11 protein-coding genes are annotated in these 12,029 nt (G+C 62.1%); 8 read left to right on the top strand and 3 right to left on the bottom strand.

Annotated features, from left to right (window positions below; translation table 11 throughout):
* A complete protein-coding gene (gene rpsO / locus CATRI_RS07880; RefSeq protein WP_047253283.1) occupies positions 1 to 270 on the top strand; it encodes a 30S ribosomal protein S15 in 270 nt (89 codons plus the stop codon).
* 65 nt (positions 271 to 335) lie between these two features.
* Here rpsO and CATRI_RS13555 read toward each other — a convergent pair whose 3' ends face one another.
* Together CATRI_RS13555 and CATRI_RS07875 are read right to left on the bottom strand one after the other, a co-directional pair.
* Positions 336 to 461 carry a hypothetical protein gene (locus CATRI_RS13555; RefSeq protein ID WP_353959718.1) on the bottom strand — a complete coding sequence of 42 codons (126 nt, stop codon included), beginning with the start codon at positions 459 to 461 and terminating at the stop codon, positions 336 to 338.
* The gene (locus CATRI_RS07875; protein WP_290216356.1) at positions 428 to 658 is read right to left on the bottom strand and encodes a hypothetical protein; all 231 of its coding nucleotides are present in this window, start codon (positions 656 to 658) and stop codon (positions 428 to 430) included. The genes CATRI_RS13555 and CATRI_RS07875 overlap by 34 nt, the downstream gene beginning before the upstream one ends.
* Before the next feature lie 108 nt (positions 659 to 766).
* Here CATRI_RS07875 and CATRI_RS07870 point away from each other — a divergent pair, with 108 nt between their 5' ends.
* Positions 767 to 3,013, top strand: a complete 2,247-nt coding sequence (locus CATRI_RS07870; RefSeq protein ID WP_435384154.1) for a polyribonucleotide nucleotidyltransferase — start codon at positions 767 to 769, stop codon at positions 3,011 to 3,013.
* Positions 3,014 to 3,131: 118 nt separating this feature from the next.
* Here the strand turns inward: CATRI_RS07870 and CATRI_RS07865 are convergent, their stop codons facing one another.
* Positions 3,132 to 3,740: an AMIN-like domain-containing (lipo)protein gene (locus CATRI_RS07865; protein ID WP_290216355.1), complete on the bottom strand. Its 609-nt coding sequence runs from the start codon at positions 3,738 to 3,740 to the stop codon at positions 3,132 to 3,134.
* 119 nt (positions 3,741 to 3,859) lie between these two features.
* Here CATRI_RS07865 and dapB point away from each other — a divergent pair, with 119 nt between their 5' ends.
* The 6 genes from dapB (at position 3,860) to CATRI_RS07835 (ending at position 11,983) form a co-directional block, all read left to right on the top strand.
* Positions 3,860 to 4,606: a 4-hydroxy-tetrahydrodipicolinate reductase gene (gene dapB, locus CATRI_RS07860; RefSeq protein ID WP_290216353.1), complete on the top strand. Its 747-nt coding sequence runs from the start codon at positions 3,860 to 3,862 to the stop codon at positions 4,604 to 4,606.
* A gap of 4 nt (positions 4,607 to 4,610) precedes the next feature.
* The gene (gene thyX / locus CATRI_RS07855) at positions 4,611 to 5,369 is read left to right on the top strand and encodes an FAD-dependent thymidylate synthase (protein WP_290216350.1); all 759 of its coding nucleotides are present in this window, start codon (positions 4,611 to 4,613) and stop codon (positions 5,367 to 5,369) included.
* A gap of 58 nt (positions 5,370 to 5,427) precedes the next feature.
* Positions 5,428 to 6,336 (top strand): 4-hydroxy-tetrahydrodipicolinate synthase, encoded by a 909-nt coding sequence (gene dapA, locus CATRI_RS07850; RefSeq protein ID WP_290216348.1) that lies wholly within the window; start codon positions 5,428 to 5,430, stop codon positions 6,334 to 6,336.
* 2 nt (positions 6,337 to 6,338) lie between these two features.
* Positions 6,339 to 8,447 (top strand): ribonuclease J, encoded by a 2,109-nt coding sequence (locus CATRI_RS07845; RefSeq protein ID WP_290216346.1) that lies wholly within the window; start codon positions 6,339 to 6,341, stop codon positions 8,445 to 8,447.
* A gap of 48 nt (positions 8,448 to 8,495) precedes the next feature.
* Complete coding sequence (locus CATRI_RS07840; protein WP_290216343.1) at positions 8,496 to 9,122, top strand: TIGR03085 family metal-binding protein; 627 nt, start codon at positions 8,496 to 8,498, stop codon at positions 9,120 to 9,122.
* An 86-nt stretch (positions 9,123 to 9,208) separates the two neighbouring features.
* Complete coding sequence (locus CATRI_RS07835; protein ID WP_290216342.1) at positions 9,209 to 11,983, top strand: FtsK/SpoIIIE family DNA translocase; 2,775 nt, start codon at positions 9,209 to 9,211, stop codon at positions 11,981 to 11,983.
* Positions 11,984 to 12,029 lie beyond the last annotated feature (46 nt).

The following is a 12,029-nucleotide window of genomic DNA, read 5'->3' as shown; positions in this document are numbered from 1 at the left end:
ATGGCACTGACTTCTGCACAGAAGAGCGAAATCCTCAAGGAATACGGCCTCCACGAGACCGACACCGGTTCCCCCGAGGCACAGGTGGCAATGCTCACCAAGCGCATCAACGACCTGACCGAGCACCTGAAGTTCCACAAGCACGATCACCACTCCCGTCGTGGTCTGCTGCTCCTCGTCGGACGTCGTCGTGGCCTGCTGAAGTACCTGGCAGCCAACAACATCGACCGCTACCGTGACCTGATCGCCCGCCTGGGCCTGCGTCGCTAAGAGCGCCTACGACTTTTACTGCAAGCCCGTTCCGCCGTTTACGGCGGGGCGGGCTTCGGTGATTCTCACCCAACGATGATCAAGCCGGTGCCCACATTGGCCATCACGTGGGCGAGCGCGGCCGGCCACAGGAAGCTGGATCGCTCCCGCAGCACCCCTAGCAACACTGAAATGAGAAACTTTGCGGGCAACAGTGGCCAGAGGCGGGCGTCGATAAGCAGAAGGACAAGGTGGGGGAAGAGGAAGAAATTTCCTCACCGATGGCGGCCGCGGCGACCGTGATGGCGCTGGCAACGCCGAAGGTGCGGGTGGAGGTGTGGGTGATGGCGGCGTCGGGAAGCAACGCGGTTTCCCCGCCGCCAGTCAGACGATTGTTGGCAACGCCCACAACACCAACATTGACATGCCTGATAGTGTAGATACTCGTTGTATTTGACAGCTCAAACCGGCGGCACCGACGATCGCCGAGCAACACCCCAAGAGGAGAAAAACACATATGGCAAACGTTGAAATCAACGTTGATGAAGAGTTCGGCGTGACCGAGGCGGTCGCGACTATTGATAACGGGGACTTTGGTACCCGCACCATCCGTTTCGAAACTGGCCAGCTTGCGCGCCAGGCCGGCGGATCTGTGACCACCTACCTGGATGATGACAACATGCTGCTGGCCACCACCACGGCATCCAACCAGCCCCGCGAGGGCTTTGATTTCTTCCCGCTCACCGTCGATGTCGAGGAGCGGATGTACGCCGCTGGTCGCATCCCCGGTTCCTTCTTCCGCCGCGAGGGTCGCCCCTCGACCGACGCGATCCTGGCATGTCGCCTCATCGACCGCCCGCTGCGCCCGACCTTCGTGAAGGGTCTGCGCAACGAGGTGCAGGTCGTCATCACCGTCATGTCTCAGGTGCCGGAAGACTACTACGACGTCGTTGCCATCAACGGCGCCTCTGCCGCTACTCAGCTCTCGGGACTGCCCGTGTCCGGCCCCGTCGGCGGTGTGCGCATGGCCCTGATCGCCGATGACAAGCACCCGAAGGGCCAGTGGGTCGCCTTCCCGAACCAGGAGCAGCGCGAGCGTTGCGTGTTCGAGATGGTCGTCGCTGGCCGCATGGTGACCCGAAAGAAGGGCAACAAGAAGGTCGACGACGTCGCGATCATGATGGTCGAAGCCGGCGCCGGCAATAACGTCTTCGAACTGGTCAAGAACGGTGCTCCCGCACCGACCGAGTCCACTGTGTCCGAAGGCCTCGAGGCTGCCAAGCCGTTCATCGAGATCCTGTGCAAGGCCCAGGCTGGCCTGGCCAAGGAGACCGCCAAGGCCACCCGCGAGTTCCCGCTCTTCCCGCCGTACTCCGATGACGTGTACGCACTGGTGGAGAAGAAGGCCTCCCGCAAGCTCGGCCAGATCATGACCATCAAGGCCAAGCACGAGCGCGAAGACGCCGCCAACGACTACATGGTCGAGGTGGAAGAGCAGCTCATCAGCAACTTCGGCGATGATCCGAACGCTGTCAAGGAAATTCGTGCCGCGTTCAACGCCGTGATGAAGAACATCGTCCGCACGAAGATCCTCACCGAGGGCTTCCGTATCGACGGCCGTGGCGTCGCCGCCATCCGCGATCTCGGCATCGAGGTCGAGCTCATTCCCCGCGCCCACGGCTCCTCACTGTTCGAGCGCGGCGAGACCCAAATCCTCGGTGTCACCACCTTGGACATGCTCAAGATGGAGCAGCAGATCGACTCGCTGTCCCCGGAGAAGGCCAAGCGCTACATCCATCACTACAACTTCCCGCCGTACTCCACCGGCGAGACCGGCCGCGTCGGCTCCCCGAAGCGCCGCGAAATCGGCCACGGTGCCCTCGCCGAGCGAGCCCTCCTGCCAGTGATCCCGTCGCGCGAGGACTTCCCGTACACCATCCGCCAGGTCTCTGAGGCGCTCGGCTCCAACGGTTCCACCTCCATGGGTTCCGTCTGTGCCTCGACCCTGTCGATGTACAACGCCGGCGTGCCTCTCCTGGCCCCCGTCGCCGGCATTGCCATGGGCCTCGTCTCCGGCGAGGTTGACGGCGACACGAAGTACGTCGCACTGACCGACATCCTCGGCGCCGAAGACGCTTTCGGTGACATGGACTTTAAGGTCGCTGGCACCTCCGAGTTCATCACCGCCCTGCAGCTGGACACTAAGCTCGACGGCATCCCGTCCCAGGTGCTTTCCGACGCCCTCGAGCAGGCCAAGGATGCGCGTACCGCGATCCTGGAGACGATGGCTGAGGTCATCGACGGCCCCGACGAGATGTCCCCGTTGGCTCCGAAGATCACCTCCGTCAAGGTCCCCGTGTCCAAGATCGGTGAGCTCATCGGTCCGAAGGGCAAGACCATCAACGCCATCACCGAAGAGACCGGCGCTGATGTCTCCATCGAAGACGACGGCACCGTCTACATCTCCGCCACCACCGGCGAAGCTGCCGACGCCGCCATCGAGCGCGTCAATTCCATCGCCAACCCGCAGCTGCCCAAGGTCGGCGAGCGCTTCCTCGGCACCGTGGTCAAGACCGTTCCGTTCGGTGCGTTCGTGTCCCTGACGCCGGGTCGCGACGGACTAGTCCACATCTCGAAGCTGGGTGGCGACACCCGCGTGGAGAAGGTCGAAGACGTGGTCAACGTCGGCGACAAGCTTCAGGTCGAGATCGTTGACATCGACAACCGCGGCAAGATCTCCCTCGCCCCGGTTGAGGACAACTAGGTCCCTCACTGATTGCGGAAAGCCCGCGAGCCCCCTGGGGGCTCGCGGGCCTTGTCGTCTGTTGGGCTGGCACGTGTCGGGCCTACCAGAACTCTCTAAGAAGGGAATCTTTGGAAAGCTACCCCTTGACGAACTCCGCTACCACTTGATTGAGGTCGGGATCGTACTTGAGGTTGTAGCTGACTTGCTCATCCAAGCCGATCACGAATTCCGACTGCGCTTCGAAGACGCTAGTGAAGTTAATGCTCCGCACAACGCTGCCGCCGGGGTAGTCGCCGTGGGGAAGCATTTCGGCGTCGCGGTCCGTGCCCGTGGGATAGGGGGTACCGATGATGGTCAACTGCAATGCGGCATTGCCCACATAGTCAACGGGGTTGCCGGAACCTTGCTGGGTTGGTTCAGATGTGTAGTAGGTGGCCCACCCGGGTTTACCCAGGCCGGAGAGCTGGATGATGAGCGCCTCGTAGTCGTCGTGGTCCTCCAGGGTGACCCCGGTAACCATGAGCTCGGAGTTGGGGGAGGGGTCGCGCCACCTGTCAGCGCGGTTGGTTTGGCCGGGCGGGATCGGCCCGAGTTCGGAGGTGATGGCCGGGATCACCGACGTTTTGGATTCCGAATTAGCCACCTCTGGCGGCGTTGTCTCTTCGGTGGCGCCACTGCAGGCGGTCAGGGTGAGGGAAACGATGGCAACGATGGCCAGGGGCTTCACATACTGAGGGAACTTCATGTTTCTAACTTAGCCGGGTCAAAGCAATAGTATTGGCCTCCATCTCATCCCACCCTTGGGATGGTGCGCGCCTAGAGTAGAGTGCTGGCAGATATTCCTTAAATCAGCAGGAGGCAGTCATGGCGATCAAGGTTGGGGTTCTCGGAGCGCAGGGGCGTGTGGGCTCGGCTGTGGTTGAGGGAGTGAACGCGGCGGAAGGCCTGGAACTCGTCGCCACCGTCGATCAGGGCGATAGCCTGCAGGTGTTGGTGGATAACGGCGCGGAAGTTGTTGTCGATTTCACCACTCCCGGTGTGGTGATGGGCAACTTGGAGTTTTGTATTGCCCATGGCATCAACGCGGTTGTTGGTACGACTGGTTTCGATGCTGATCGCCTCGATCAGGTGCGCGCTTGGTGCGCTGCCGATGGGGCCGGCAATGTTCTCATCGCTCCGAACTTTGCTATTTCTGCGGTCCTGGCGATGAATTTCGCCGCCCAGGCCGCGCGTTTCTTCGATTCTGCTGAGGTCGTCGAATACCACCATCCGAATAAACTCGACGCACCGTCCGGCACGGCCATTCATACGGCGCAGGCAATTGCCGCTGCGCGTAAAGCGGCCGGTTTGGGTCCGATTCCCGATGCCACTGACCAAACGCTCGAGGGTGCGCGCGGCGCCGATGTCGATGGGGTTCGCGTGCATGGCGTGCGGATGACGGGGATGGTGGCGCACGAGGACATTATCTTCGGAGCGCAGGGTCAAACGTTGACCATCCGCCAGGATTCTTATGATCGCACGTCCTTCGTCCCGGGGGTTCTCCTCGGTGTGCGCGAGGTCGCTTCCCACGAGGGACTGACCGTGGGCCTTGATTCCTACCTGGGGCTATAGGGTCGTGGCTAAACCAGTGGAGCTGGATGTCCAGCTGATTGCCGCTACTTCGTTCTTTCAGCCTGCCGGGGTGGAGTGGGTGGCAGATGCCGAAACCACCGACACGGAGGCACTCGTCGAGTTCGCGGGGCGGGCTTGTTACGAGTCGTTCAATAAGCCCAACCCCCGCACTGCTGCGAATGACGCCTACTTGCGCCACATCATGGAAGTGGGGCACTGGGCATTGCTGGAGCACGCATCGGCGACTCTTTATATTCGGGGTCTTTCCCGTTCCGCTTCGCATGAGCTTGTTCGGCACCGTCATTTCAGCTTTTCTCAGCTTTCCCAACGTTTCGTGCACACCGAAGAGGCGGAGGTCGTCCTTCCTCCGCTGGTAGCGGAGGACCCGCAGCTGCGTCAGTTGGTGCTCAATGCGGTCGACGAGTCACGGTTTGTCTATCAAGAGCTTCTCGACGCCCTCGAAGACAAGTTGGAGGACGAGCCCAACGCTTTGCTGCGGAAAAAGCAGGCCCGGCAAGCTGCCCGGGCGGTGCTGCCGAATGCTACCGAGTCGCGGATCGTTGTCACGGGCAACTTTCGGACGTGGCGTCACTTCATTGGGGCGCGCGCCACTGAGCACGCGGACGTCGAGATCCGCGCGCTGGCCGTTGCCTGCCTGCGGATGTTGCAGACGCAGTCGCCGGTGCTGTTCTCAGATTTCCAAATTTCTACCCTGGCGGACGGATCAGAGATGGCCGTTAGCCCCTACGCCACGGAACTCTAGCCAATTCCCGTAGAGTCGATGCGCCAGATCGGGGCTTAAGCAGGTACCCTTGACTCCCATGAGTACAGGTTTGACAGCGAAGACCGGAGTCGAGAACTTCGGAACCGTCAGCGTCGCCATGGTCACCCCCTTTGACCAGGACGGCGCTTTAGATATTGACGCTGGACGACGCCTCGCCGCGCACCTGGTCGACAACGGTGTGGATTCGTTGGTTCTTGCGGGAACCACTGGGGAGTCTCCGACGACAACGGTCGCGGAAAAGTTGAACCTACTCAAAGCAGTGAAGGAGGAGGTGGGCGACCGAGCGAAGCTCATCGCCGGGGCCGGTACCAACAACACCGCCGCTTCGATCGAGCTGGCGCGGGCTTCCGCTGAGGCAGGCGCGGATGCGCTCCTCGTGGTCACCCCGTATTACTCAAAGCCGAGCCAAGAGGGCCTCTTCCAGCACTTTCAGGCCGTCGCCGCGGCCACCGATCTTCCGGTGTGCCTCTACGACATTCCTCCTCGTTCTTCTATTCCGATCGCTCCGGATACTATTCGCCGCCTGGCGGAGATCCCGAATGTGCTCGGGGTGAAAGACGCCAAGGGGAATCTGGCCGAATCGGCAGTGCTCATCCGAGAGACCGGCCTAGCGTACTACTCGGGAGACGACCCGTTGAACATCCCGTGGCTGTCTATTGGCGCCACCGGGTTCATCTCCGTGGTGGGACATGCGTGCCCGTCGCATCTGCGTGAGCTGCACACAAGTTTCGAGGAAGGCGACCTCGCCCGCGCGCGGGAAATCAACGCCACTGTTATCGCCCCGCTGATCGCTGCTCAGGTTCGCCTGGGTGGCGCCAGCATGGCAAAAGCTGCTCTGCGTCTGCAGGGCTTTGAGGTGGGGGATCCCCGTCTTCCGGTCGTCGGTCTCGATGACAAGGAAGTCGAGGAACTCCGCCGCGACATGATGAAGGCTGGAGTCCTTTAAATATGACTGAATCCCGTAATCGTTCCCGGAAGGTCACCCGCAAGGCGGGCCCGCCGGAGGCCACGAGCGGACAACAGAACGACAATTCCGCTGCTTCACCGGTCTTTCAGGCGCCGACCTCGGAAACGAAGGGCAGCACCGCTGCCGCTACCGAATCCGCAGGAAACGCAGGAAACTCGGCAGCGACGGACAACGGTGACACCAATCGGGGTGGCAATCGTTCCCGCAGTGCGAACAAGCGCAATGGCCGCGGCGGGCGTTCTCGCGGTGGCAATAACGGAAATGGTGGCCAGGCGAATCAGGGCGGGAGCAACCAGGGTGGACGGGGACGTCGTAATGTCGTCAAGTCCATGCAGGGTGCAGACCTGACCAAGCGCCTTCCGGAGCCGCCGAAGGCTCCGAAGAACGGCCTGCGTATCTATGCCCTCGGTGGTATTTCCGAGATCGGCCGCAACATGACCGTCTTCGAGTACAACAACCGTCTGCTCATTGTGGACTGTGGTGTGCTCTTCCCGTCCTCCGGTGAGCCCGGTGTGGACCTGATCCTGCCGGATTTCGGCCCGATCGAAAAGCACCTTGACCGCGTCGATGCGCTCGTGATCACCCACGGCCATGAGGACCACATCGGTGCTATCCCGTGGCTGCTTAAGCTGCGTCCGGATATGCCGATTCTGGCTTCCCGCTTCACAGCGGCTCTCATCGCCGCCAAGTGTAAGGAGCACCGTCAGCGTCCGAAGCTGATCGAGGTTAACGAGCAGTCCAACGAGAACCGCGGACCGTTTAACATTCGTTTCTGGGCCGTCAACCACTCCATCCCGGACTGCTTGGGCTTGGCAATCAAGACCGGCGCCGGCCTGGTCATTCACACCGGCGACATCAAGCTCGATCAGACCCCGACGGATGGTCGACCGACCGATCTGCCGGCACTATCTCGCTTCGGTGATGAGGGCGTGGACCTCATGCTCTGCGACTCGACCAACGCCACCACGCCGGGTGTCTCGGGCTCGGAGGCTGAGGTGGCGCCCACGATCAAGCGCCTCGTTGTCGAAGCCAAGCAGCGCGTGATCCTGGCATCGTTTGCTTCGAACGTCTACCGTGTCCAGGCGGCTGTCGACGCCGCCGTCGCCGCTGGCCGCAAGGTTGCCTTCAACGGTCGCTCGATGATCCGCAACATGGAGATCGCCGAGAAGATGGGCTACCTCAAGGCCCCACGCGGCACTATCGTCTCCATGGACGATGCCGCGAAGATGGCGCCGCACAAGGTCATGCTCATCACCACGGGTACGCAGGGCGAGCCGATGGCTGCGCTGTCGCGCATGGCCCGTCGTGAGCACCGCCAGATCACCGTCCGCGACGGCGACCTGATTATCCTGTCCTCCTCGCTCGTTCCCGGTAATGAGGAAGCTGTTTTCGGCGTCCTCAACATGCTCGCGCAGATCGGCGCGACCGTGGTCACGGGTAAGGATGCCAAGGTCCACACCTCGGGCCACGGCTACTCCGGCGAGCTACTCTTCCTGTACAACGCTGCGCGTCCGAAGAACGCCATGCCGGTCCACGGCGAGTGGCGCCACCTGCGCGCTAACAAGGAACTAGCCATCTCCACCGGCGTGGATCGTGAGAACGTGGTTCTCGCGCAGAACGGCGTTGTCGTTGACTTGGTTGATGGTCGGGCACGCGTGGTCGGCCAGATGTCCGTTGGTAACCTCTACGTCGATGGCACCACCATGGGCGAGGTCGATGAGGACGTATTGGCTGATCGCACGAGCCTCGGCTCTGGTGGCCTGATCAACATCACCGCCGTGATCGATAACCGCACCGGTCGCCTGATGGAGTCCCCGCAGGTGGAAACCAAGGGCTTCTCTGAGGACGATCGCGGTATCACCCCGGAGGTCAAGGAACTCGTGGAGAACACGATGAATGACCTCGCTGCCGAGGGTGAGAACGATCCGTACCGTATGGTCCAGCAGCTGCGCCGCAAGGTCTCCCGTTTCGTGGAGCAGAAGTGGCGTCGCGCCCCGATGATCCTGCCGACGGTCGTGCCGATGTCCTCCGACATCGATGATCACATTGACGACGACGAGGTGCACGCCTCCGCCCGTCCGTCGCTGTAGCCACGGAGAACCGTCTCAACCATGCACCCCAGCACTATGCTGGGGTGCATGACTTTTTCTGCCACCGAACGCCGTAACCTCGCCGACTTGTTCCTCGAGGTCGGTCCTGACGCTCCGACGTTGTGTGAGGGGTGGACGACGAAGGATTTAGCCACCCACTTGCTCATCCGGGAACACCGTCCGTTGGCTGCGGCCGGGATGTTCGTTCCACTGTTCAAGGGGCAGCTGGACAAGACCACGGCCGCCGTGGAGCAACGTCCCTACGAGGACATCGTGGGCGAGTGGGCTGCGGGACCGGGGCGACTCAGCCCGGCTCGCTACGCCGATCGGCTGATGAATACCACCGAGCACTTTATCCATCATGAGGATGTGCGGCGCGGTGGTGGCACGTATGAGAAGCGTGATTTCAGCGAGGCCGTCAACGACGAGCTCTATGGTTCGCTGAAGATGATGGCTCCCCGGTTGCTGAAGAACTCTGAGGTTCCGGTTATTTTGGCGCCGGCGGGGCGGGAGCGCATCGTCTGCGCTGACAAGCGTGGGGTGGCGGAGAATGGCGAAGCCGTAGTGAGGGTCAGTGGTGACGTTGGTGAGTTGCTTCTTTGGGTGTTCGGGCGCGATGCGGCGGACGTGGACGTGGAAGGAAATGCGGGCGATGTCCGCAAGTCAGGCGTCTAGGCTTGACGAAAATCCTGTCGGGAAGAGTGCTAGTTTCCGGTGTGGCTGATGTGAATAGTGTGGCTTGACCAACTAGAGTGGGGGCCATGTCTGTTCGAAGCTCGGCATCCCGTTCCACCAAGCGCTCGCCCTCGGGCCGCTCGGCTGATCGCGCTCGCCCATCCGCTAGCACCACGCGGTCACGGCAAAGCGCCCAACCAGCCACCTCCGCTTTCCGCGCCGCCGAGACCTCCGAAGAGAGGACCGGTAGCGCGGTTCGGGCTGTCGGCAACGGCATTGGCGCGATCTTCGGGGCAACGGCCCGGGGTATGGGCAGCTTGACCCGCGGTGCTGCCCGCTCGCGGCGCAACGAGGATCTCTATGATGATTCACTCGCTCCCATCCAGCAGGAACTGAGCCCGGAGCCCCAGGACTCGCACGAGCCACGGGAGCCCCGCGATCACGACGGCCTCGCCCTCATTCTCATCGGTTTAGCGGCAGTGCTGGGCGCCTCGGTGTGGTTGGACATCGCCGGACCCGTCGGCGCGGCCATTTCAACCGCAGCGCATTTGGCTATCGGCGCGGGTGCCCTCATCATGCCGGTCGCATTGGTGGGGCTCGCTATCTTCCTCATGCTGGACTTGCGCCAGCTGACAGTGGCCGGTTCCCGGATTGCCCTGGGCACCGGGCTCATTGCGGTTTCCATGCTCGGTCTGGTCCACCTGCTAGCCGGAAACCCAACGCAGTGGTCTGAGCGCCTTCTCGCCGGAGGCGCTATCGGGGCGTGGACGGGCGGGTTATTGGCCGCGGGCTTTAGCGAGTACGTGGCTATCCCGCTGCTCATCCTCGTCATCGTCTATGGTGCGCTCAAGGTCACGGGAATTACGACTCGCCAGGCTGTGGATTACGTGCGGGAGATGTTCGGCGCCCGTGGGCGGCGAACGGACGATGAATACGTCGACGAAGATTACGATGATGACCTCTACGGGCATGCCTCGGACGACATTGAGGACCTCGCAGAGGGACGGGAGCGGGCACCGCGAGTGCCGCGGGCGTCGATAAGCAGGAAGCCAAAGACGCCGATGGAGGCATATCCGGTCGAAGAACCTGACAATGAGGGCGAGTTCGAGCTGGATACGCAGCACACGCTGTTTAACACTCCGGTAGCGACGCCCGATGCGGTGGACAACTCCCGCGAGGCGATTCGCCAGGCCATCGTGGCGCGTTCAGGCATCGATGCCACCGCTATTCCGGCAAGCACGCCGAAATCAGAGCTGGAGAAAGATCTGCCGATACCGGAAGCTCGCCAGCCGGAGAGTGAGTCGGACTACCAGTTGCCGAGCACCGACCTGCTAGTGGCGGGAGCTCCACCGAAGACGCGCACCGAGACGAATGACCGGATCATCGAAGCCATCACCGATGTCTTCAGTGAGTTCAAGATTGATGCGACCGTGACCGGCTTCTCGCGCGGACCGACAGTGACTCGCTACGAAGTGGAGCTCGGTCCGGGCGTCAAGGTTTCGAAGATTACCAACCTGCAATCGAACCTCGCCTACGCCGTGGCGACGGACAACGTTCGCCTGCTCACCCCGATCCCGGGCAAGTCTGCCGTCGGTATTGAGGTGCCCAACCTCGACCGAGAGATGGTTCGCCTGGCTGACGTGCTTAATGCGCCGGCGACCCGCGGAAACCATGATTCCATGCTCATCGGGCTGGGCAAGGATATTGAGGGCGAGTTCGTCTCGCACAGCCTGCAGAAGATGCCGCACCTCCTCGTGGCCGGCTCGACAGGTTCGGGTAAATCGGCCTTCGTCAACTCGATGCTGGTGTCGCTGCTAACGCGCGCGACCCCGGACGAAGTCCGCCTGATTCTCGTCGACCCGAAGATGGTCGAGCTAACTCCCTATGAGGGGATTCCCCACCTGATCACCCCGATCATCACTCAGCCGAAGAAGGCGTCGGCTGCGCTGCAATGGCTGGTGGAGGAGATGGAACAGCGCTACATGGACATGAAGTCCGCGCGCGTGCGCCACATCAAGGACTACAACCGCAAGGTCAAGTCCGGCGAGGTTCAGGCTCCCCTCGGATCACAGCGCGAGTACCGTCCTTACCCGTTCATCGTTTGTGTCGTCGACGAGCTCGCCGACCTCATGATGACCGCGCCAAAGGAAGTTGAGGATTCCATTGTCCGCATCACGCAGAAGGCGCGTGCGGCAGGCATTCACCTCGTGCTGGCCACCCAGCGACCCTCCGTGGACGTGGTCACCGGCTTGATCAAGACCAACGTGCCCTCACGTCTCGCGTTCGCCACCTCCTCGCTCACTGACTCGCGCGTTATCCTCGACCAGGCTGGCGCCGAGAAACTCATCGGTATGGGCGATGCTCTTTTCATCCCGCAGGGCGCCGGTAAGCCGCAGCGCCTCCAGGGTGCCTTCGTCACCGACGAAGAGGTCCAGGCTGTCGTAGAAGCAGCTAAGGGCCAGGCGATGCCGAACTACACCGAAGGCGTCACCGAGGACAAGACTTCCGACGCGAAGAAGGAAATCGACGAGGACATCGGCAAAGATATGGATGACCTCCTTGAGGCCGTCGAGCTGGTGGTTACCTCCCAACTCGGGTCCACCTCGATGCTTCAGCGCAAGCTGCGCATTGGGTTTGCCAAGGCCGGCCGGCTCATGGACCTCATGGAAACCCGCGGAGTGGTCGGCCCCTCTGAGGGATCCAAAGCCCGCGACGTGTTGGTCAAACCGGAGGAGCTCGACACCATCATTTGGATGATCAAGGGCGCTGATCCCGCTGAGGCCCCAAAGGAAGAAGGCTGGGAGGGCGAGGACAACGAAACCAGGGTCATCCCGGCCAACCCGCCGGGCGGTGTGTTCTAGGCCCAGTGTTCTAGGCCCGCCGTGCAGACGCCACTTGACTGACTGT

Origin of the sequence: Corynebacterium atrinae, from assembly GCF_030408455.1 — a bacterium.
Lineage (GTDB): Bacteria > Actinomycetota > Actinomycetes > Mycobacteriales > Mycobacteriaceae > Corynebacterium > Corynebacterium atrinae.
The sequence above is the reverse complement of the archived record's forward strand: the minus strand, read 5'-3'. Positions and strand labels throughout refer to the sequence as shown.